Annotated in this window: 21 protein-coding genes and 3 tRNA genes; 17 read left to right on the forward strand and 7 right to left on the reverse strand. The window is 67.2% G+C overall.

Annotated elements, in window-relative coordinates; translation table 11 throughout:
• Positions 1-77 precede the first annotated feature (77 nt).
• The 3 genes from uvrB (at position 78) to BW38_RS13695 (ending at position 2,456) form a co-directional block, all read left to right on the forward strand.
• Positions 78-2,102, forward strand: coding sequence for an excinuclease ABC subunit UvrB (gene uvrB / locus BW38_RS13705; protein WP_032975714.1), 2,025 nt, complete (start codon positions 78-80; stop codon positions 2,100-2,102).
• Positions 2,103-2,209: 107 nt separating this feature from the next.
• Positions 2,210-2,284 (forward strand) — tRNA-Val (locus tag BW38_RS13700).
• Positions 2,285-2,381: 97 nt separating this feature from the next.
• Positions 2,382-2,456: transfer RNA gene (locus BW38_RS13695), tRNA-Val, on the forward strand.
• Positions 2,457-2,568: 112 nt separating this feature from the next.
• Here BW38_RS13695 and BW38_RS13690 read toward each other — a convergent pair.
• From BW38_RS13690 to BW38_RS13670, 5 genes are all read right to left on the reverse strand, one after another.
• Positions 2,569-2,901, reverse strand: a complete 333-nt coding sequence (locus BW38_RS13690; RefSeq protein WP_032975715.1) for a hypothetical protein — start codon at positions 2,899-2,901, stop codon at positions 2,569-2,571.
• A gap of 262 nt (positions 2,902-3,163) precedes the next feature.
• Positions 3,164-3,358: a hypothetical protein gene (locus BW38_RS13685; RefSeq protein ID WP_032975716.1), complete on the reverse strand. Its 195-nt coding sequence runs from the start codon at positions 3,356-3,358 to the stop codon at positions 3,164-3,166.
• A 31-nt stretch (positions 3,359-3,389) separates the two neighbouring features.
• Positions 3,390-3,581 carry a hypothetical protein gene (locus BW38_RS13680; protein WP_032975717.1) on the reverse strand — a complete coding sequence of 64 codons (192 nt, stop codon included), beginning with the start codon at positions 3,579-3,581 and terminating at the stop codon, positions 3,390-3,392.
• A gap of 65 nt (positions 3,582-3,646) precedes the next feature.
• Positions 3,647-3,841, reverse strand: a complete 195-nt coding sequence (locus BW38_RS13675) for a hypothetical protein (protein ID WP_025875233.1) — start codon at positions 3,839-3,841, stop codon at positions 3,647-3,649.
• A gap of 11 nt (positions 3,842-3,852) precedes the next feature.
• Positions 3,853-4,422, reverse strand: a complete 570-nt coding sequence (locus tag BW38_RS13670; protein WP_025875231.1) for a TlpA disulfide reductase family protein — start codon at positions 4,420-4,422, stop codon at positions 3,853-3,855.
• Between the two features lie 107 nt (positions 4,423-4,529).
• On the opposite strand from BW38_RS13670, the gene BW38_RS21995 reads away from it, so the two are divergent.
• Positions 4,530-4,670: a hypothetical protein gene (locus BW38_RS21995; RefSeq protein ID WP_162887621.1), complete on the forward strand. Its 141-nt coding sequence runs from the start codon at positions 4,530-4,532 to the stop codon at positions 4,668-4,670.
• Positions 4,671-4,678: 8 nt separating this feature from the next.
• Here BW38_RS21995 and BW38_RS13665 read toward each other — a convergent pair whose 3' ends face one another.
• Together BW38_RS13665 and BW38_RS13660 are read right to left on the reverse strand one after the other, a co-directional pair.
• On the reverse strand, positions 4,679-4,966 hold the full coding sequence (locus tag BW38_RS13665) for a hypothetical protein (RefSeq protein ID WP_025875229.1): 288 nt from the start codon (positions 4,964-4,966) through the stop codon (positions 4,679-4,681).
• A gap of 39 nt (positions 4,967-5,005) precedes the next feature.
• The gene (locus BW38_RS13660) at positions 5,006-5,773 is read right to left on the reverse strand and encodes a MipA/OmpV family protein (protein ID WP_025875227.1); all 768 of its coding nucleotides are present in this window, start codon (positions 5,771-5,773) and stop codon (positions 5,006-5,008) included.
• Positions 5,774-5,917: 144 nt separating this feature from the next.
• Between BW38_RS13660 and BW38_RS13655 the strand changes: the two genes are divergently transcribed.
• From BW38_RS13655 to BW38_RS13595, 13 genes are all read left to right on the forward strand, one after another.
• Entirely contained in the window at positions 5,918-6,589 is a 672-nt protein-coding gene (locus BW38_RS13655; RefSeq protein WP_032975718.1) for a response regulator transcription factor, read from the forward strand.
• Between the two features lies 1 nt (position 6,590).
• Positions 6,591-7,934, forward strand: a complete 1,344-nt coding sequence (locus tag BW38_RS13650) for a HAMP domain-containing sensor histidine kinase (protein WP_032975720.1) — start codon at positions 6,591-6,593, stop codon at positions 7,932-7,934.
• A 70-nt stretch (positions 7,935-8,004) separates the two neighbouring features.
• Positions 8,005-10,422, forward strand: a complete 2,418-nt coding sequence (locus BW38_RS13645) for a DNA internalization-related competence protein ComEC/Rec2 (protein WP_032975721.1) — start codon at positions 8,005-8,007, stop codon at positions 10,420-10,422.
• A gap of 3 nt (positions 10,423-10,425) precedes the next feature.
• Positions 10,426-11,088, forward strand: a complete 663-nt coding sequence (locus BW38_RS13640) for a MotA/TolQ/ExbB proton channel family protein (protein WP_025875219.1) — start codon at positions 10,426-10,428, stop codon at positions 11,086-11,088.
• A gap of 3 nt (positions 11,089-11,091) precedes the next feature.
• Positions 11,092-11,514 carry a biopolymer transporter ExbD gene (locus tag BW38_RS13635; protein ID WP_025875217.1) on the forward strand — a complete coding sequence of 141 codons (423 nt, stop codon included), beginning with the start codon at positions 11,092-11,094 and terminating at the stop codon, positions 11,512-11,514.
• Positions 11,511-13,259: a lipid A export permease/ATP-binding protein MsbA gene (gene msbA, locus BW38_RS13630; protein WP_025875215.1), complete on the forward strand. Its 1,749-nt coding sequence runs from the start codon at positions 11,511-11,513 to the stop codon at positions 13,257-13,259. Before BW38_RS13635 ends, msbA begins: the two co-directional genes overlap by 4 nt.
• The gene (gene lpxK / locus BW38_RS13625) at positions 13,259-14,278 is read left to right on the forward strand and encodes a tetraacyldisaccharide 4'-kinase (RefSeq protein WP_032975722.1); all 1,020 of its coding nucleotides are present in this window, start codon (positions 13,259-13,261) and stop codon (positions 14,276-14,278) included. Before msbA ends, lpxK begins: the two co-directional genes overlap by 1 nt.
• A 75-nt stretch (positions 14,279-14,353) precedes the next feature.
• Entirely contained in the window at positions 14,354-15,127 is a 774-nt protein-coding gene (gene kdsB / locus BW38_RS13620) for a 3-deoxy-manno-octulosonate cytidylyltransferase (protein ID WP_025875212.1), read from the forward strand.
• A complete protein-coding gene (locus BW38_RS13615; RefSeq protein WP_032975723.1) occupies positions 15,124-15,612 on the forward strand; it encodes a low molecular weight protein-tyrosine-phosphatase in 489 nt (162 codons plus the stop codon). The genes kdsB and BW38_RS13615 overlap by 4 nt, the downstream gene beginning before the upstream one ends.
• The gene (locus BW38_RS13610; protein WP_032975725.1) at positions 15,609-17,021 is read left to right on the forward strand and encodes a nhl repeat protein; all 1,413 of its coding nucleotides are present in this window, start codon (positions 15,609-15,611) and stop codon (positions 17,019-17,021) included. The genes BW38_RS13615 and BW38_RS13610 overlap by 4 nt, the downstream gene beginning before the upstream one ends.
• Positions 17,018-18,862: an excinuclease ABC subunit UvrC gene (gene uvrC, locus BW38_RS13605; RefSeq protein WP_032975728.1), complete on the forward strand. Its 1,845-nt coding sequence runs from the start codon at positions 17,018-17,020 to the stop codon at positions 18,860-18,862. The genes BW38_RS13610 and uvrC overlap by 4 nt, the downstream gene beginning before the upstream one ends.
• A 17-nt stretch (positions 18,863-18,879) precedes the next feature.
• Positions 18,880-19,506: a CDP-diacylglycerol--glycerol-3-phosphate 3-phosphatidyltransferase gene (gene pgsA, locus BW38_RS13600; protein ID WP_025875200.1), complete on the forward strand. Its 627-nt coding sequence runs from the start codon at positions 18,880-18,882 to the stop codon at positions 19,504-19,506.
• 262 nt (positions 19,507-19,768) lie between these two features.
• Positions 19,769-19,844, forward strand: a tRNA-Gly gene (locus tag BW38_RS13595).
• Positions 19,845-19,879: the final 35 nt, after the last annotated feature.

The raw sequence follows: 19,879 nt of genomic DNA on the forward strand, positions 1-19,879 counted from the left end.
CGGTCTCCCCGGCTTCCCCTCAGCCGACCGTCACCGGACGCCCCCTATACTTACCTTCCCCGAGACCTGGCAACACCATGAGCGACAGTTTTCAACTTGTCTCGCCGTATTCGCCGGCGGGAGACCAGCCCGATGCCATCGCCAAGCTGACCAGTAATTTCGAGGCCGGCGTCGCCAAGCAGACCCTGCTGGGCGTCACCGGCTCGGGCAAGACCTACACCATCGCCAACGTCATCCAGCAGGTGCAGAAGCCGACGCTGATCATGGCGCCGAACAAGACCCTGGCAGCGCAGCTGTACGGTGAGTTCAAGGCGTTCTTCCCGCACAACGCGGTGGAGTACTTCGTCAGCTATTACGATTACTACCAGCCGGAAGCCTACGTGCCGTCGTCGGACACCTTCATCGAGAAGGACAGTTCGATCAACGAACACATCGAACAGATGCGGCTGGCGGCGACCAAGACCCTGCTGTCACGACCGGATGCGATCGTGGTGGCGACCGTGTCGGCCATCTACGGCCTGGGTGCGCCGGAAGACTACCTGTCGCTGCGCCTGATCCTGTCCAAGGGCGAGCGCATCGACCAGCGCGACCTGATCAATCACCTGACCCAGCTGCAGTACACGCGCAACGAATACGAGCTGCAGCGCGGTACCTTCCGCGTGCGCGGTGAAGTGATCGACGTGTTCCCGGCGGAGTCGGACAGTGAGGCCCTGCGCATCGAACTGTTCGATGGCGAGGTGGAAAAGATCACGATGTTCGATCCGCTCACCGGCGAGACCATGCGCAACCTCATGCGCTTCACCGTGTACCCGAAGACCCACTACGCGACTACGCGTGAACGGGTTCTGGCGGCGGTGGAGACCATCAAGGTCGAGCTGAAGGAGCGGTTGGAGCAGCTGTACGCGCAGAACAAGCTGGTCGAGGCGCAGCGCCTGGCCCAGCGCACCCAGTTCGACCTCGAAATGATGGCCGAAGTCGGTTTCTGCAACGGCATCGAGAACTACTCGCGGCATTTGACCGGCAAGAACGCGGGCGAGCCGCCGCCGACCCTGTTCGATTACCTGCCGGCTGATGCGCTGCTGGTGATCGACGAATCGCACGTGACCATTCCGCAGATCGGTGCCATGTTCAAGGGTGACCGGTCGCGCAAGGAAACCCTGGTCGAGTTCGGCTTCCGCCTGCCGTCAGCGCTGGACAACCGTCCGCTGCGCTTCGAGGAGTGGGAGGCGCGCTGCCCCCGCAGCATCTATGTGTCGGCGACACCGGGTCCGTATGAATTCCGCGAGGCCGGAGAGGACATGGCCGAGCTGGTCGTGCGCCCGACCGGGCTGATCGACCCCGTGGTGGAGATCCGCCCGGTCGGCACCCAGGTCGATGACCTGATGAGCGAGGCCAACGAGCGGATCAAGGCCGGTGACCGCGTGCTGGTCACCACCCTGACCAAGCGCATGGCCGAAAACCTCACCGAGTACCTGACCGAGCACGGCATCCGCGTGCGCTACCTGCACTCGGACATCGATACCGTTGAACGCGTGGAGATCATCCGTGACCTGCGTCTGGGCAAGTTCGATGTGCTGGTCGGCATCAACCTGCTGCGCGAGGGGCTGGACATGCCCGAGGTCTCGCTGGTGGCGATCCTGGATGCGGACAAGGAGGGCTTCCTGCGCTCGACCGGCTCGTTGATCCAGACCATCGGCCGTGCGGCCCGCAACGTGCGCGGCAAGGCGATCCTGTATGCGGACAAGATCACCCGTTCGATGCAGGCAGCGATCGATGAGACCGACCGCCGCCGCACCAAGCAGGTCGAGTACAACCTGGAGCACGGCATCACTCCGCGCTCCGTGGCGCGGCCGATCGTCGACGTGCTGGAGGGCGCACGCTCGGACGCCGCCGAGAAGGAGTCCCGCAAGGGCAAGGGCAAAGGCCGTTCCGGGGTGGCAGAGGACACGGTCGACTACCGTTCGCTCAGTCCGGCGCAGCTGGCCGCTCGCCTCAAGGCCCTGGAGCAGCGGATGTACCAGCATGCCAAGGACCTGGAATTCGAGGATGCCGCCCGGGTGCGCGACCAGATCAGGCAGCTGAAGGAAGCCAGCCTGGGCTGAACGCGGTAAAGCGGCTTTTCTTCACAAAAGTATTGCGCTTGCCGGTCGTCGTCCGTAATATACGCGGCCTGCACCGACGCAATCGCGGCGCTGCAGAAGCAACAAACGGGCGGTTAGCTCAGCGGTAGAGCACTACCTTGACATGGTAGGGGTCACAGGTTCGAACCCTGTACCGCCCACCACGAAGTCCCCCAGAGGGCTGTCGTGAGCATGAAAAGCCCGGCCCTGGCGCCGGGTTTTTACGTAGAAGCACCAGCCTGCGGGCTGCACGGAATATTTGGGCGGTTAGCTCAGCGGTAGAGCACTACCTTGACATGGTAGGGGTCACAGGTTCGAACCCTGTACCGCCCACCACCGGTTCCCGGCATGGCCGGAGCAGCGGTGGCAACGATGAAAGCCGGCCCTGGGCCGGTTTTTTTGTGCCTGCGATCCGCGCTCGTTCCAGCCTGGCCGGCTGCTGCCAGCGTCAACCGCGTTGCTCGACACTGGCGCTGCGCTGCAGCTGCCAATGACCATCCACGCGCTGCCACAGTTGCAGCATTCCCCGGGCGTGCGATTGCCCGCGCTGTATACCGTCGGCATCACCGTGCACGCGAGCGTGGGCCACCTGCAGTACGCGATCCGCACTCAGGCGCAGGATCTGCACGCTCTGGCTGTCCGTCTGGCCGTACGTCGCAGGCGCGCGGACGGCACGTTGGGCATCGGCCTGCAGGATCTGCATCCGCAGCGAATCGCTTCCGGTACCGCCGTCGCGGTTGCACAGACCGGCCATCAACAGCAGCAGGGCAAGCATCGGCATGGCACGGTGCTCCGGAGAAGGGAGCCCAGCGTTGCACTGCGGCCTGCGCTGTGAAACCGGTATCCGACGAAGACCGGAAAAGTGCGCGCCAACCAGAGCCAGCAAGGATGAATCCGTGCCAGACCGGGGCGGCGGCAGAACACGATCATGAAAAAGGGCCGGGCCACCCGTGAAGGCAGTCCGGCCCGTTTGCCCGGAAGTGACCCCGTTGGCCGGGAAGCCTGGGCTCAGGTCACGACGTGGCTGGAACCATCAGGCGGGCTCAGAGCGGATCGCAGCACAGGCGAGGGCCGGACCAATGCCCTGAGCCGCCATACGGGCAGCCCGGGGTGAATTCACAGCCCGGTGCGAACCCGGCCTTGGCCGGAGTGGCGAAGGCCTGCGCGGCACCGAATGACATGGCGGCCACCACGACGAGGCCGGCAATGGACGAGAACAGCTTCTTCTTTCCGATCATCTGTATCTCCTTTGCAGAGCTTCGAGGCGGGTTACATGGGGTCGCAGCAGACCAGCAGGCCGTGGGAGCCTGCGTTGCCATAGGGGCAGCTCGGATGTTCCTTGCAGCCCGGCGCGAAGCCGGTCTTCACCGGAGTGGCGAAGGCCTGCGCGGCGCCGAATGACATGGCGGCCACGACGACGATGCCGGCAATGGACGAGAACAGCTTCTTCTTTCCGATCATGTGTATCTCCTTGGAATGGCGATGGAACATGAAGTCACCGCGTGCGGGGCGGTGTCGAAGCGGGATCAGTTGGCGACGCAGCAGATGCGCGTGCCGCCGGCGCGGCCATTGCCGCCGAACATGCATCCGGGGGTATCCACGCAACCCGGTGCAAAGCCGGTCTTCACCGGTGTGGCGAAGGCCTGTGCGGCCCCGAATGACATTGCAGCAACGATGACGATACCGGCGACGGACGAGAACAGCGTTTTCTTCCCGATCATGTGTATCTCCTTCAGTTGGTGTGGCTTCCCGGATTCATTGCGTTGGCGACGGCCTGCACCGTCCCGGTGTCGAGCTGGCCGACATGCTTGTAGGCGATGCTGCCATCTGCGGCCAGCACCATCAGCATCGGTGTCAGCGTGGCGCGGTAGCGCTTGGAGACTTCGCCCTGATCGTCGACGGCGATCGGAAACGCCAGCGCGTGCTTGCCTGCGTAGTCGGCAAGCTGGTCGTACGGTGGCAGGCCCACGCCCACCAGCTCGGCACTGCCTCGCGCAGCCGCGATCTGCTGCAGTTGTGGCACCGAGGCCAGGCAGTAACGGCAGGCGGTAGAGAAGAAGTAGAGGATCTGCGGCACGCCGCGCGCGCCACCGATATCGACATGGGTCTGCTGCGTCGTCCGCAGGGTCAACAGTTCAGGCCGGGTGCCGGTGGCAAGACCATGCGCGTCCAGCTGCGTCTGCTGCAGCTGCGCCGCCATCTGTTCGTTGACCTGCCGCAACTGGCGGTTCTGCCAGGAGAGCATGATGACCAGTGCGGCCAGCAGCAGGGCGACTACGGGAAACAGTGCACGCTTGAGCATCGATCATCCTTGAACGCCGCGTTGCATCGACCATACCGGAAACAGCAACAGGAATGTCAAGCTTTTGTATCATCGGTGACGCAGTTCCCAAACCTCAGGACGCCACCATGAGTGACCATGCTCCCGTTTCCCGGCCTAACCCGATCATCGAACTGCTGTTCGGCGGCAACATGCTGGAAGGCACCTTCAAGGCCGTGATCTGGGTCGCACTGCTATCTGCGGTGCTGGCCTGGACGACCTTCCGCTGACGGGACGCTCAGGCCGCAGTGAAGGCCTGGCGCAGGCTGCGCAGCGTCGCCTGACGATATTCGGCTGCACACGGCTCGCCCATTTCCAGCTCCTGCAGGCGCAGGCCGACCAGGGTCATCGACAGTGCGTATCCGCGCGCAGCATCGGCAGCGCGTGACAGGCCAAGTGCACGTCGGGTCAACGCGTCCACATGATCCATGTCCGGCAGCAGGCCCAGGTAGGCGCGCTCGGCGCTGTCCAGATCCGGCGCGCGCAGGATCGCGTTGGCATCGGCGGTGGGGGTGACAGCGGCCATGCGGGATCCTTGTTGTCCGTGGGGCGGATGCAGGTTCGGTCAGAACGCGCGCATCAGCGAGATGAAAGCGGAGGTCTGGCTGCTGCGCCGTGCCATCGGGCTGTCTTCGACGGCATCACCGAACCACTGGTTGGCGACGACGCCGGTCGCGCGCCATTTCGTACCCAGGGGCGTGCTGACCGCGATCTGCAGGCTCGGCGAGGTGGCACTGCCGGGCTTGTAGGCCGCCAGCCCGGAGCGCAGCGCTTCTTCGTCACTGATGCCGTAGTAGTAGTCGAGCAGGCGGGCGCTGGAATGCACCACGCCCACGCGCGGCACCCAGGTGAAACGGCCGGCCTGGATCGGATAGCTGTAATGCAGGCTGGATTCAACACCGCCGCCGTGCCCGCTTACTTCGCGCTTCACGCTGGCCGCCACCGCGCCCCAGTCGGCGCTGTAGTCGGCATTGATGCCGACCATCGCCGACATCTGCCGGCTGTGCAGGCGGCGCAGCTGCGGATCGTTCACGTCGTCGGTCTTGAAGCGCAACGTGTAGGGCGTCGCCACCGCCGACAGGCGCAGGCCGTCGGCCTTGTAGAGGTTCATGCCAAGCGAGCCGGGGCTGGCGAAGAAGCGCTTGCCCTGCCAGGACAGCGCCGGCAGCACCAGCGGCTTGTCGTCATAGTGCGCGTAGGCGCCAGTGGTCGCGCCGAAGGTGATGCCGGCCTGTACCCCCGGAGCCTGTTCCTGCGCGGTGGCCAGCAGCGGCGTGGAGAGAGCGACGGTGCACAGCAGGGGGCGCAGCAGGGCGGGGGACAGTGAGGTCATCGATGTAGTGCGTTGCAGGGATGGCGATGCATGCTGCGCGCGCAACATTGTCGGAACATTGCGCAGGCGCAATCTGCTGGCATCGCCGCCACCTGCACGCCGAAGGCACTATGATCGGCACCGTTTCCGGTTGCCGAGCCCCCGATGCGCATTCTCCTGGTCGAAGATGACCCCGATCTCTCGCGAGCCCTGCAGTCCGGGCTTGAGCGCCAGGGTGTGGTCGCCGACGTGGTCGGCAGCCTGGCCGAGGCTGCGCTCGCCCTGCGTGAGCCAGTGCATCAGCTGATGCTGCTCGATCGGCAGCTGCCCGATGGTGATGGCGTGGGCTTCGTGGCGACTGCCCGTGCGCTGCGGCCGAACCTGGCGGTGATCATGCTCACTGCCAAGGGTGGGCTGTCGGACAAGGTGGAGGGGCTGGATGTCGGTGCCGATGACTATCTGGTCAAGCCGGTGGCGATCGAAGAGCTGATGGCGCGCATCCGCGCCGTCTCGCGTCGACCGTCGGCGATGGTGACCCCCCGGTTGCGGCTGGGCCGGCTGGAGTTTGATTTCGAATCGCTGCAGGCGCAGGTGGACGGCCAACCGGTTGCACTGCCGCGGCGGCAGGTGCTGGTGCTGCAGGCGCTGGCGATGCGGCAGGGGCGCACGGTCACCCGCAGCGCGCTGGAATCGGCGGTGTACGGATTCGATGATGAGATCCAGTCCAATGCGCTCGATGCGCATATTTCAAAACTGCGCAAGGCGCTGCAGCAGGCCGGGGCAGGCGTGGAGATCCACGTGATCCGCGGCGTCGGCTATCTGCTGGCGGAGGCCTGAGATGGCACGACCGATTCGTTCGATCACCCTTGGACTGGCGTGGCGGCTGTTCCTGGCGCAGGCCTTCACGGTGTTGTTCGCCGTCGTCGCGCTGATCCTGACCTGGGGCGACAAGGACACCTGGGGCATGGACATGTTCATGGCCGAGAGCGCGGCCAACGCGGTGCACAGCGAAGGCGGCCGTCTGGTGCTGGACGAAGCACGCTGGCAGAAGCTCGATGCGCGTGCCGGTGGCAACCTGTGGTTCGCGGCGGTGGACGATCGCGGTGCATGGCTGCAGCGCGGTACGCTGCCTGCCATCCACGCGCCGCTGCTGGCCCGCCTGCCGACACTGGGTGCCACCGAGCTGGGTTCGCTGGTGCCGCCGTACCTGGATGTGGCGCGGGTGATGATCCGCAACGAAGACGGCCGCCGCATCACGGTGATGGTGGGCGGGGCGCCGAAGGGCGGCCTGCTGGATGGCGCATTGATGGTGCTGCGGTTGATCGGCCTGTGGTTCTTCCTGCCGTTGATCGTGGTCACGCTGCTGGTGATGCCGACGGTGATCCATCGCGCCATGCGTGGCGTGCGCCGGTCCGCGCAGCAGGCCAAGGAGCTGGATATCGGCCAGCCCGGTGCGCGCCTGGACGCGCAGCTGGTATCGACCGAGGTCGCGCCTCTGGTCGAAGCGTTCAACGATGCGATCGACAAGGTGCAGCAGGGCTACGCAGCACGCGATAAATTCCTGGCCGACGCCGCCCATGAACTGCGGGTACCGATTGCGGTGGTACAGGCGCGCTTGTCGCAGTTGCCGCAGGGGGAGCTCAAATCGCAGCTGTTGACCGATGTCGCCCGTCTCGGCAACGTCGCCGAGCACCTGCTCGACCTGCAGCGCCTGGACCGGAACGTCGCAGCGCTGCAGCGCCTGGACCTTGCGCATGTCGTGCGCGAAGCGGCCGCCGACCTTGCGCCTCTGGTGGTTGGCGCCGGCTACGGCTTTGAAGTGGATGCGCCGGAGACGCCAGTATGGATCCATGGCGATGGCCTCGCCCTGGGGCGGGTGATCGCCAACCTGGTGCACAACGCCATCGTCCATGGCGGCGGGCGCGGCACCATCTGCGTGCGTCTGGACCGGCAGGGCCTGCTGGAAGTCAGCGACCAGGGCGCCGGCGTGCCGGTCGGTGACCGCGAGGCGATCTTCGAGCCGTTCCACCGCCTGCGTGCTGCTGGCAGTGGCAGCGGCCTCGGCCTGCATCTGGTCAAGGAGATCGTGCAGCACCACGGCGGCACGGTGAGCGTGGGCGAGGCCGTTGGGGGTGGGGCGAGCTTCCGGGTCAACTTCCACCGCGGCAGCGTGCGTCGCTAGCCGGGCGCTGACAACGCCACACGGTGTTGCCTGATGGCTGGGTGAGGCCGCGCCTCGGCACGCTGTGTCGATGGCAGCCGATCGGACCTTGTCGCCCTTGTTTGGCCCCGCGTGCGCTGCCGCTCTGGTTGCCGGTGCGTTGGTCTGCGTGCTGCTGCCGGTGTTGCCACCGCTGTGGGCTTCTGTTGCGGCGACCGTCGTGGCCGCGTTGGGCTGGGTGTTGCGCTGGCGCGGACGCGCGGCGGCTGCGTTGTTGTTCGGCTTGGCCTGGACTTGCTGCCACGGGTATTGGGCAATGCAGACGCAGCTGCCGGCCGGTTCTGCTGCGCAGGATGTGCTCGTCCGGGGGCAGGTCATCGATCTGCCGAAGGAAACGCCTGCACACACCCGCTTCGAATTCCGGGTGGATGCGTCCGATGCGATGCCGACGCTGCGTGGAAAGCGGCTGCAGGTGCTCTGGCACGCGCCACGGGGTGGGCCGACCGACGCCGGGCTTGATCAGAGACGTCTCCTGCACGCCGGGGCGGATTGGCAGTTGTCGCTGCGCGTGCGACCACCACGTTCACGCATCAATCCGGGGGGCTTCGATGGCGAGCGGCAAGCGCTGCTGCGTGGGCTGGCAGGGAACGCCAGCGTGCGCGATTCGAATTCCACGCGACAGCTGCGCCCTGCGCATGGTCTACCTGCGTGGCGCGAGCGCACCAGTGCCGCCATTGCCAGGCAGATCGCACACCCGTCGGCGCGGTTCATCCAGGCCTTGGCACTGGGCGATACGCGTCGCCTGTCCGACGTCGATTGGGCGCAGCTGCGCGCGCTGGGCCTGACCCACCTGATCGCCATCTCCGGCTTCCATGTCGGCCTGGTCGCGGGCTTCGCCGCATTGCTGTGTTCTGCGCTCTGGCGATCCTGGCCGGGGCTTGCCCGGTTCTGGCCACGACCGCAGGCGGCGGCCTGTGCGGCGGCGGCGGCAGCAGCCGGCTATGCCGTTGTTGCAGGCAGCGAGCTGCCGACCGTGCGTACTGCGCTGATGATCGCGGTGCTGGCCCTGGCGCGCGTTGCCCGCCGTCCGGTGACGGTAGCGCAGGGGCTCGCGCTGGCCGCGCTGGCGATGCTGCTGCCGGCACCGCTGTCGGTGCTGTCTGCGGGCTTCTGGCTCAGTTTCGGTGGGGTGCTGTGGTTGCTGTGGTGCCTGCCGCAGGGGCGGCCGAAGGGGTTCGCCACGATGCTGCGCGGCGCTCTGGCAGGGCAGGGGGTGGCCAGCGTCGCTCTGCTGCCGTTGGCGGTGGCACTGTTCGGTGGCAGCGCACGGCTGGGGCCGCTGGTGAACCTGCCGATCATTCCACTGTGGAGCCTGCTGGTGGTGCCTCTGGCTCTGCTGGGAACCGCTCTGGAGGCCCTGCGCACCGGGGCAGGGCAGTGGCCTTGGCGCACGGCTGCCTGGGTGTTCGAGGCCAGTTGGCAGCTGCTGCAACCCTTGGCCGAGCACCCACAGGCGATGTGGTGGCTGGCGCAGGGGCCGGCCTGGGCGTTGCCGGCGGCCTTGCTGGGGGTGTTCTGGTGGCTGTTGCCACGCGGTGCCGGGGCCGGGCTTGCCGGTTCTTTGCTGTGCCTGCCGTTGCTGTGGCCGGCACGGTCGGGGCCGCAGCAGGGTGAGCTGGAACTGGTGGTGCACGATGTCGGCCAGGGCGCGGCGGTGCTGCTGCGGACCGCCCGGCACGCACTCTGGTATGACGTCGGCCCGCCAGCCGGCAGCGGCAGCGGGGCCGAGGAGCGGATGCTGCTGCCGACCTTGCGGGCGTTGGGACAGGAGCCGCCGGCACAGCTGATGATCAGTCACGACCACCTGGACCACAGCGGCAACCTCGCCGCGCTGCGCCGGCAATTGCCGGGTCTGCACGTACTGGCTCCACCGGGCAGTGCGATTGCCAAGGCCGGCAGCTGCCAACAGGGCCTGCGCTGGCAATGGGACGGGTTCGATTTCCAGGTGCTGCATCCGCCCGCCGCGTTCCCTGCCGTTGGCGGGAAGGGCGCCGACAACGAAGCCAGTTGCGTGCTGCGGGTTGCTGGCGCGCACGGGGTAGTGCTGCTGCCCGGTGACATCGGCCGGCAAGGCGAACAGGCGCTGCTGGCGGGCGCTGCCGATATGCTGCGTGCGGACGTGGTGCTGGTGCCCCATCACGGCAGCGGAGGCAGTTCCACGCCGGACTGGGTGAAGGCGGTGGCGCCGCGGCTGGCGCTGGTCTCGGCCGGGCACCGGAACCACTTTGGCCACCCGAAACGTGACGTGGTGCGGCGCTGGCAGGCGGCGGGCGCCGAAGTGCTGTCCACCGCCGAGTCCGGCGCGATCCGCGTATGGCTTGGCGCACAAGGCCTGCAGCTGCGTGAACAGCGTATCCACGCCGCCCGGTGGTGGGATGCCGCTGGGCGGGCGCGGTCGGCTGCTATCCTATCGCCGATCGAACAAGCGGCCGCTGGGCCGGAGGGTTGAAACGTGTGGGAACTGGTCAAGGCCGGTGGCTGGCCGATGGTGCCGCTGCTGCTGTTGGGCGTACTGGCTTTGGCGATCGTCCTGGAGCGTTTCTGGTCCTTGCGGCGTAACGAGGTGCTGCCGCCTGGCCTGGGCCAGGAGGTGCGCAACTGGGCCGCGCGCGGCAAGCTGGACCCGGCGCACCTGCAGACCCTGCGTGCCAATTCACCGTTGGGTGCCCTGCTGGCCGCCGCGCTGGAAGCGCGCAACCGCCCGCGCGACCAGATCCGCGAGCGCATCGAGGACACCGGTCGCCATCTGGTGCACCGCATGGAGCGTTTCCTCAACGCGCTGGGCACCATCGCCTCGGCCGGCCCGTTGCTGGGCCTGCTGGGCACCGTGGTCGGCATGATCCAGATGTTCCTGGGCATCCTCGACCACGGCGTGGGTGATGTGAACCAGCTTGCCGGCGGTATCGGCAAGGCACTGGTGTGCACCGCCACCGGCATGATCGTGGCGATCCCGGCGCTGATGTTCCACCGCTTCTTCAAGGGCCGCATCCACGGCTACGTGGTGGAGATGGAGCAGGAAGCCAGCGCGCTGCTGGATACGCTGGACGGTCGCCCCGGGGTGATGACCCCGGCCCCCGCTGCGCGCGCGTCTTCCGCCGCTACGGCAAAGGCCTGATCGATGCGTATCGGCAACGACCGGTCCCAGGATGAGCCGCATATCGACCTGGTGCCGCTGATCGACGTCATCCTGGTGCTGATCATCTTCTTCGTGGTCACCACCACCTTCGACGCGCGATCGACCCTGCAGGTGCAGCTGCCGACCGCCAGCCAGCAGCAGACCAACGAGCCGCCGCGCTCGCTGAGCGTGCTGATCAACGCTGACGGCCGCTACTTCGTCAACGATCAGGAAGTGCTGCGCAGCGACGTCGAGTCGGTCAAGCAGACCATTGCGGCCGTCGCCGGCAGCGACCGCGAACAGACCGTGCTGCTGCGTGCCGACGCGCGCACTCCCTACCAGGCCGTGGTCACCGCGCAGGACGCGCTGGGCCAGCTCGGCTTCCGTCGTATCGCCATTGCAACAGCGCCAGAGGTGCGTCCATGAGTTCCCATCACGCGCCAGTGTGGCCGATCTACAAACGACTGCTGGGCTATACCCGCACCTACTGGGTGTTCATGATCGGCGCGGTCATCGCGATGGTGGTCGAAGCCCTGGCCGGCTATCACTTCACCAAGCTGATGGAGCCGCTGGTCAACCGCGGGTTCGTCAACCCCGAGCCGCGCATGGCGGTGATCCTGCCGCTGACCATTCTCGGCCTGTTCCTGATGCGCAGCGTGGCCACCTGGGTCAGCGACTACACGCTGGCCAAGACCGGCCGCAGCGTGGTCCGCGACCTGCGTGAACAGGTGCTGCAGAAGTACCTGCACCTGCCGTCCTCGCATTTCGATGCCGAGGCGACGCCGGTGATGGTCAGCCGCCTGAACTTCGACACCGAACAGGTCACCCAGGCCAGTGCCGACGCGCTGAAGACCGTGGTGGCCGATACCCTGACCATCATCGCCATGCTGGCGGTGATGCTGCAGATGAGCGTCAAGGTGACCCTGGCGATGCTGGTGGTGGTGCCGCTGATCGGCGTGATCGTGTCCTACGTGGGCAAGCGCTACCGACGCATCAGCCGCGGCATCCAGGACGGCATGGGCACCATGGCGCAGACCGCCGAGCAGTCGCTGGCCGCGCAGCAGGAAGTGAAGGTGCACGGCACCCAGCAGCACGAGATCTCGCGCTACTCGCGCCTGGCCAACCGCATGCTGGCGCTGAACATGAAGGTGGAAGTGACCCGCGCGGCGGCTTCCAGCGTGGTCCAGTTCCTGGCGGCGCTGGCGCTGGCAGTCATCGTCTGGGTGTCCACCCGCGAGGCACTGGCCGGCAAGCTCAATGCGGGCCAGTTCATGGGCCTGATGACGTCGATGATGGCCATCATTCCGTCGCTGCGGCGGCTGACCAGCGTGCAGACTTCGATCTCGCGCGGTGTGGCTGCGGCCGAGCGCCTGTTCGGCATCATCGACATGCCGGTCGAGCGCGACGAGGGCAAGCACGCGGTGCAGCGCGTACGCGGCGAACTGGCCTTCGAGCACGTCATGCTGCGTTACCGTGAAGACAGTGGCATCGCCCTGGACGACATCAGCTTCGTTGCCAGGCCGGGCACGGTCACCGCCATCGTCGGTCGTTCCGGCAGCGGCAAGACCAGCCTGATCCGGCTGGTGCCGCGCTTCTACGAACCCAACGGTGGCCGCATCCTGCTCGACGGCGTTGCCCTGGATGAGTACCCGTTGGCCGATCTGCGCCGGCAGGTGGCCATCGTCGGCCAGAAGGTCATGCTGTTCGACGACACCATCGCGGCCAACATCGCCTACGGCATGGATGCCACCGACGAGCAGATCCGTGCAGCTGCCGAGGCGGCCAATGCCTGGGAGTTCATCGCGCGCATGCCGCAGCAGCTGCAGACGCCGGTGGGCGAGAATGGTGCGCTGCTGTCCGGCGGCCAGCGCCAGCGCCTGGCGATCGCCCGCGCCATCCTGCGCGACGCACCGATCCTGATCCTGGACGAGGCCACCGCGGCGCTGGACAACGAATCCGAGCGCCTGGTGCAGGATGCGCTGCAGCGCTTGATGCCCGAGCGCACCACGCTGGTGATCGCGCATCGCCTGTCGACCATCGAGCATGCCGACCAGGTGCTGGTGATGGACCATGGCCGCATCGTTGAACGCGGCACCCACCAGGAGCTGCTGTCGATGGGCGGTCTGTACCAGCACCTGCACAACATGCAGTTCCGCGAAAGGCAGGACTGATGGCGGGCAAAGGTACCCAGACCCCGCCGTACTGGTACGACGGCAGCCCGGCTCCGTGGCCGATGCGACTGCTGGCGCCGCTGTATGCCAGCGTCACCGCGCTGCGCCGGCGCCTGTACCGGCGTGGCTGGCGCAAGCGCCATGCGCTGGCGGTGCCGGTCATCGTGGTCGGCAACATCACCGCCGGCGGCACCGGCAAGACGCCGCTGACCATCGCCCTGGTCGAGCGCCTGCGGGCCGCGGGCTGGAAGCCCGGTGTCGCCAGCCGCGGCTACGGTCGTGAGCAAGCGGACAAGGCACGTTGGGTGGAAGCCGATACGCCGACTGCCCTGGGGGGCGACGAGCCGGTGCTGATCGCCTGGAAGACCGGCGTGCCCGTACGCGTGGACAGTGACCGCGTGGCAGCGGGCAAGGCGTTGATCGCCGCCGGCTGCGACGTGATCGTCTGCGATGACGGCCTGCAGCACTACCGGCTGGCGCGCGACATCGAGATCGAGGTGGTTGATGCCCAGCGCCGCTATGGCAATGGCCGGATGATTCCCGCCGGCCCGCTGCGCGAGCCGGTCAGCCGCGCAGCGGAATGCGATTTCCGGGTGGTCAACCTGGGCCAGGCGGATGGAGCGGCGGCTGCCCAGGCCTGTGGCTTCGGCCAATGGCCGATGGCCCTGCACATCGACAGTGCACAGCCGCTGGCCGGCGGGCGCGCACGTCCCCTTTCGTACTTCGCGGGCCAGCGCGTGCATGCCGTGGCCGGCATCGCCCATCCGCAACGCTTCTTCGACATGCTGCGCGCGCGTGCGATCGGCGTGGTGCCGCACGCCTTCGCCGACCATCATGCCTACCAGCCGCAGGATCTGTCCTTTGGCAGCCAGTTGCCGGTGCTGATGACCGAAAAGGATGCCGTGAAGTGCCGCGCGTTCGCCAATGACTGGCAGTACGCGGTGCCGCTGCGCGCCGAGATGCCTGCTGCTTTCTGGATCGCGTTGACCGATCGCCTGGACAAGCTGCGACCGAACTGAGGGGCCATGCGGCGCTTGCAAATGGACGCCGCCGGCCGCATTCCTGCTGTATCGCGCCTGCCGAGTACCGCCCGCATGACCGACTTCGTTGTTGCCATCCCGGCCCGCTATGCCGCTTCGCGGCTGCCGGGCAAGCCGCTGCGCCTGCTGGGCGGAGAACCCATGGTGCTGCATGTGGCCCGCCGCGCGCTGCAGGCCGGCGCAGGTGAGGTATGGGTCGCGACCGACGACCAGCGCATTGCCGACGCATTGTCCGGCCTGGCGGAAGTGAAAGTGGCGATGACCGCTGCCTCGCATGCCTCGGGTACCGATCGCCTGGCCGAGTGCGCGCGCATTGCGGGCTGGTCCGATGACACCGTGGTGGTAAACCTGCAGGGCGATGAACCGTTCGCGCCGGCTGCCGGCATCCGCGCCGTGGCCGAGGCACTGGTGGCGGGCAGCGCACCGATGTCGACCCTGGCCACGCCGGTCGAGGATGCCCACACGCTGTTCGATCCCAACGTGGTCAAGCTGGTGCGCAACGTGCGCAACGAGGCCCTGTACTTCAGCCGTGCGCCCATCGCCTGGCATCGCGATGGCTTCGCCCGCAGCCGCGACACCCTGCCCGAAGGCCATCAGTGGCTGCGCCACATCGGCATCTATGGCTACCGTGCCGGTTTCCTGCAGCAGTTCGCCTCGATGCGGCCGGGCACGCTGGAACAGGTGGAATCGCTGGAGCAGTTGCGCGTGCTGGAAGCGGGCTACCCGATTGCCGTGGCGATCTCGCCCGAACCCTTCCCGCCGGGCATCGACACCCCTGAAGACCTGCAGCGCGCCGAAACGCTGCTGCAGGCGATGGCCGCGCGATGAGGCTGCTGGTCGTCTGCCTCGGCAACATCTGCCGCTCGCCGATGGCCGAAGGCGCGCTGCGTGCCCGCCTGGATGCCTCGGCGCTGGCTGGGCGGGTACAGGTCGATTCGGCCGGTACCGGCGACTGGCACGTGGGCCAGCCACCCGACCGGCGTGCCATTGCATGCGCGGCCGGACACGGGGTGGACCTTGGCAGCCTGCGCGCGCGGCAGTTGCAGCGGCAGGACTTCGACGCTTTCGACTGGATCCTGTGCGCCGACGAGGCCAACCTGCGTGACGCCGCACGCCTCGCCATTGCCACCCAGCGCGAGCGCCTGGCGCTGTACCTGCCGTGGTCGGGCGGGCAGGGCGAACGTGCGATTCCCGATCCCTATACCGGTGGCAGCGATCATTTCGAACAGGTCTGGTCGCTGGTCGACGCTGCTGCCGAACGCACCGTGGCACGCCTGTTGCATCACGCCGACTCCGGCATAATCGGGTCATGAACATCCAGCCCGTCCCGGACCTGCCCGAGTTCGCCGCCTGGCTCAATGCCGCGCCCTGCACCCTGACCGAACTGCGTGGCCGGCCGGTCGCGCTGTTGTTCGTCAACGCGGCTTCCGCATGGAGCGCGCAACGGCTGGCCGAGTTCAGCCAGTGGCTGTCACGCCACCCCGGCAAGCTGCAACCTCTGGTGCTGCAGGTGCCGCGCTTCGACTTCGAGCGTGATGCCACGGCTGCGCTGAAACTGCTGCGCCGCCAGGGACTGACCATGCCGGTGCTGCTTGATGCCGATTGGGATGGCTGGCGCCGCTTCGGCGTCAGCGCCTGGCCGACGATGGTGCTGCTGGACGCGCAGGGTCGCGAACAGCAGCGCTTGATCGGCCAGGGCGTGCCCGGCGAGCTGGAGCGGGCCCTGAATGCCCTCTGCGAGGGTGCGCCGTCCGCCCCTTCGCGTGGCGGCAGCGAGCTGCACCCCGAACCGCGCCAGGCGCTGCGATTCCCGATGGGTCTGGCAGTGAACCAGGAACGGTTGTACATCGCCGACAGCGGCCACCACCGCATCCTGGAATGCAGTCATGGCGGCCGCGTGCTGCGTCAGTTCGGCTTGGGTACCGCCGACTTCATGGACGGCAACCTCGCCGAGGCCGCTTTCCACCGGCCGCAGGCGCTGGCGCTGGAGCGCGAGTCGCTGTACGTGGCCGACACCGGCAATCATGCGGTGCGCCGCATCAACCTGCTGACCGGCCTGGTCGACACCCTGTGTGGCAACGGCCGTCCGGGCGCCCCCGTGGAAGGGCCGGTGACGCAGCCACGGCAGGTGTCGCTGGATCATCCGGTTGGCCTGGCCATCGCCGAAAACCAGCTGCACATCGCCATGGCCGGCGACAACCGCATCTGGAGCTACCACCTCGGCCAGCGCAGCCTGCAGTGGCGCGCCGGCAGCGGCGCCATCGACGAGCGCGACGGTAGTGGCCATCTGGCCGCGTTCGCCCAGCCCACCGCCGTGGCCGTGGTCCAGCAGGTGCTGTACGTGGCCGATGCGCTGGGGTCTTCGATCCGTTCATTGCAGTTGCGCGGTGACCTGGTGCAGACCCTGGTCGGGCAGGGCACCTGGCGTTTCGGCGAGGACGATGGCCCGCGTGCGCAGGCCAGCCTGCAGTTCCCGCAGGCGATCGCATTGAGCCCGGATGCCCCGTTGTTGTGGATCGCCGACACCGGCAATGGCCGCCTGCGCACGTTGCGCCTGGGCGGCGGCGAACTGACCACCCAGCCCTTGCCGCGGCGCCTGCATGGCCCGGCCGGCCTGGCCGTCGGTGCCGGCGCGGTGTGGATCGCCGAAACCGATTCCCACACCGTACTGCGCCTGGACCCTGACAGCGGCGTGCTTAGCGAAGTGCCGATCAGCGAATGACCGTTGTTCCTGTCCCGACCTTCGATGGCAAGGCATTCGCGGCCCAGCTGAGTACCGCCCCGGGCGTGTACCGCATGTACGCGGCCGACGACACGCTGTTGTACGTCGGCAAGGCCCGCGCGCTGCGCAACCGCGTGGGCAGCTATTTCAACGGCAGTCCGAAGAACGCGCGCATCATGTCGATGCTCTCGCAGATCGTGCGCATGGACGTGACCGTAACGCGCTCGGAAGCCGAAGCGCTGCTGCTGGAAAACCAGCTGATCAAGTCGCTGTCGCCGCGCTACAACGTGTCCCTGCGCGACGACAAGACCTATCCGCATGTGCTGCTGACCCGCGAAGACTGGCCGCGCATCGCCCTGCATCGTGGCCCGCGTGCCATTCCCGGGCGCTATTTCGGGCCGTATCCCGGCGTCACCGCGGTGCGCGAGACGCTGAACCTGATGCACAAACTGTTCAAGCTGCGCAGCTGCGAAGACAGCGTGTTCCGCAACCGTTCGCGGCCCTGCCTGCAGTATCAGATCGGACGCTGCAGCGCGCCGTGCGTGGAACTGGTGCCGGCAGCGGACTACGCCGAGTCGGTGCGCCGCGCGGCGATGTTCCTGGAAGGCAAGAGCGATGAGCTGACCCGGGAGCTCGGCGAGCAGATGCAGGCGGCCAGCGAAGCGCTGGAATTCGAGCAGGCCGCGCGACTGCGCGACCTGACTACTTCATTGCGCAGCATGCAGACCCGCCAGTACGTGGACGGTCGCGCGGCCGACCTCGACGTGCTGGCGGTGGCCATGCAGGGCTCGCAGGCCTGCGTGATGCTGCTGGCCTTCCGTGATGGCCGCAACCTGGGCACCCGCCCGTTCTTTCCCCGCACCAATGGCGAGGAAAGCCCGGATGAAGTGCTGGCGGCCTTTGTCTCGCAGTACTACATCGAATTCGAGCCGCCGCGCGAGATCCTGCTTGACCGCGAAATTCCCGATGCCGATCTGATCGGTTCTGCGCTGTCGGCCTCGGCCGAGCGCAAGGTGCAGTTGAAATGGAACGTCCGCGGCGAGCGCGCCGGCTACCTGGAACTGGCCAGCCGCAACGCGCAGTTGACCCTGGCCACCGAGATCAACAGCCGCACCGCGCAGCACGCGCGCAGCGAAGCGCTGCGGGTGATGCTGGGGCTGGCCGAACCGGTAAAGCGGGTGGAGTGCTTCGACATCAGCCACACCATGGGCGAAGCCACCGTGGCCTCCTGTGTGGTGTTCGATGCGGCCGGCCCGGTGCGCGCGCAGTACCGCCGCTTCAACATCAGTGGCATCGAGCCGGGCGATGACTACGCCGCGATGCGCCAGGCGATCGACCGCCGCTTCCGCCGTGCAGTGGAAGAGCAGGGCGTGTTGCCGGATGTGCTGCTGATCGACGGTGGCGCCGGCCAGCTGGCACAGGCCCAGGCGGCGCTGGCCGATCTGGGCGTGGAAGACGTGCTGCTGGTGGGCGTGGCCAAAGGCGTGGAACGCCGTGCCGGCCACGAAGCGCTGGTGATGCCCGATGGCCGCGAACTGCGCCCGGGTGCGGCCGATCCCGCCCTGCAGTTCATCCAGCAGGTGCGCGATGAAGCACACCGCTTCGCCATCACTGGCCATCGCGGGCGCCGGCAGAAGGCCCGGATGACCAGCAAACTGGAAGACATCCCCGGCATCGGGCCGCGACGGCGCGCCAGCCTGCTGAAGCATTTTGGCGGTCTGGTCGGCCTGAAAGCGGCCGGAGAAGCGGAAATTGCCAAGGTGGAAGGCATCAATGACGCCCTCGCAGCGCGCATCTACGCTAACCTGCACGGGTTGGCCGCGCCGGATCCGGCCGAGTAGAGAGAGAATAAAGCCGCATGACGTTGACCCTGCCCACCTGGCTGACCCTGTTGCGGATCGTGATGATCCCGGTGCTGGTGCTGGTGTTCTACCTGCCCTACACCTGGACCAACTTCGCATCGGCGGCGATCTTCGGCCTGGCCGCGATCACCGACTGGCTCGATGGCTGGATCGCGCGTCGCTACGGCCTGGAGTCGGCGTTCGGCGCCTTCCTCGACCCGGTCGCGGACAAGCTGATGGTGGCGGTGGCGCTGTTCCTTATCGTGCAGGGGCATCCGACCCCGTGGATGGCGTTCTGGGCGGCGGTGATCGTCGGCCGCGAGATCGCGGTGTCGGCGCTGCGCGAGTGGATGGCCGAACTCGGCCAGCGTGCCAAGGTGCGGGTGGCGATGATCGGCAAGGTCAAGACCACCGCGCAGATGGTCGCGCTGCTGTGCCTGCTGTATTCGGTGGCGCCGAACGTGCCGGTCGACGACATCTGGATGGGCCCGCCGGTATTCCATATCGGTGACTGGACCCTGGCCATTGCCGCGGTGCTGACCCTGTGGTCGGGCCTGCAGTACCTGCACGCCGCCTGGCCCAGCCTGCGTGACGACGAGCGCGCCGCGCGCGAGCGTTCGCGGCAGAAGAAGCTGGGCAACTGAGCACCGGGGTCGGATCCCTTTCCGCAGGAAAGGGCTCTGACCCCGTCGCTGCTCTCATCCACGCATGGCGTGGATCTACTGGGCATGCATGCACTGTGTGGGCCTTCGCGGGATCCCTCATCCACGCATGGCGTGGATCGCCTGGAATGTGGCCTGCGGTAGATCCACGCCATGCGTGGATGACGCATTCCATGACCTCTCGATCTGCCTGAAAAAAAGGCCTTGACGCGTTGCGCAGAACAGGTAGAATTTCGCCTCCCAAGCGGGAATAGCTCAGTTGGTAGAGCGCAACCTTGCCAAGGTTGAGGTCGCGAGTTCGAGTCTCGTTTCCCGCTCCAGATTCAAGAAAAACGCTCCCGGAAGGGGGCGTTTT

Source organism: Stenotrophomonas sp. RIT309, from assembly GCF_000632045.1.
In the GTDB taxonomy this organism is placed as follows: Bacteria; Pseudomonadota; Gammaproteobacteria; order Xanthomonadales; family Xanthomonadaceae; genus Stenotrophomonas; species Stenotrophomonas indicatrix.

What these genes read in the sequence shown, in the direction of transcription:
- BW38_RS13665 (WP_025875229.1), bottom strand. Translation starts at nt 4,966, where the DNA reads ATGGCCGCTGTCACCCCCACCGCCGATGCCAACGCGATCCTGCGCGCG.
- uvrC (WP_032975728.1), top strand. Translation starts at nt 17,018, where the DNA reads ATGACCGTTGTTCCTGTCCCGACCTTCGATGGCAAGGCATTCGCGGCC.
- kdsB (WP_025875212.1), top strand. Translation starts at nt 14,354, where the DNA reads ATGACCGACTTCGTTGTTGCCATCCCGGCCCGCTATGCCGCTTCGCGG.
- BW38_RS13680 (WP_032975717.1), bottom strand. Translation starts at nt 3,581, where the DNA reads ATGATCGGAAAGAAGAAGCTGTTCTCGTCCATTGCCGGCATCGTCGTC.
- BW38_RS13635 (WP_025875217.1), top strand. Translation starts at nt 11,092, where the DNA reads ATGCGTATCGGCAACGACCGGTCCCAGGATGAGCCGCATATCGACCTG.
- BW38_RS13670 (WP_025875231.1), bottom strand. Translation starts at nt 4,422, where the DNA reads ATGCTCAAGCGTGCACTGTTTCCCGTAGTCGCCCTGCTGCTGGCCGCA.
- lpxK (WP_032975722.1), top strand. Translation starts at nt 13,259, where the DNA reads ATGGCGGGCAAAGGTACCCAGACCCCGCCGTACTGGTACGACGGCAGC.
- BW38_RS13645 (WP_032975721.1), top strand. Translation starts at nt 8,005, where the DNA reads ATGGCAGCCGATCGGACCTTGTCGCCCTTGTTTGGCCCCGCGTGCGCT.
- BW38_RS13690 (WP_032975715.1), bottom strand. Translation starts at nt 2,901, where the DNA reads ATGCCGATGCTTGCCCTGCTGCTGTTGATGGCCGGTCTGTGCAACCGC.
- uvrB (WP_032975714.1), top strand. Translation starts at nt 78, where the DNA reads ATGAGCGACAGTTTTCAACTTGTCTCGCCGTATTCGCCGGCGGGAGAC.
- BW38_RS13655 (WP_032975718.1), top strand. Translation starts at nt 5,918, where the DNA reads ATGCGCATTCTCCTGGTCGAAGATGACCCCGATCTCTCGCGAGCCCTG.
- msbA (WP_025875215.1), top strand. Translation starts at nt 11,511, where the DNA reads ATGAGTTCCCATCACGCGCCAGTGTGGCCGATCTACAAACGACTGCTG.
- BW38_RS13610 (WP_032975725.1), top strand. Translation starts at nt 15,609, where the DNA reads ATGAACATCCAGCCCGTCCCGGACCTGCCCGAGTTCGCCGCCTGGCTC.
- BW38_RS21995 (WP_162887621.1), top strand. Translation starts at nt 4,530, where the DNA reads ATGAGTGACCATGCTCCCGTTTCCCGGCCTAACCCGATCATCGAACTG.
- pgsA (WP_025875200.1), top strand. Translation starts at nt 18,880, where the DNA reads ATGACGTTGACCCTGCCCACCTGGCTGACCCTGTTGCGGATCGTGATG.
- BW38_RS13675 (WP_025875233.1), bottom strand. Translation starts at nt 3,841, where the DNA reads ATGATCGGGAAGAAAACGCTGTTCTCGTCCGTCGCCGGTATCGTCATC.
- BW38_RS13685 (WP_032975716.1), bottom strand. Translation starts at nt 3,358, where the DNA reads ATGATCGGAAAGAAGAAGCTGTTCTCGTCCATTGCCGGCCTCGTCGTG.
- BW38_RS13615 (WP_032975723.1), top strand. Translation starts at nt 15,124, where the DNA reads ATGAGGCTGCTGGTCGTCTGCCTCGGCAACATCTGCCGCTCGCCGATG.
- BW38_RS13660 (WP_025875227.1), bottom strand. Translation starts at nt 5,773, where the DNA reads ATGACCTCACTGTCCCCCGCCCTGCTGCGCCCCCTGCTGTGCACCGTC.
- BW38_RS13650 (WP_032975720.1), top strand. Translation starts at nt 6,591, where the DNA reads ATGGCACGACCGATTCGTTCGATCACCCTTGGACTGGCGTGGCGGCTG.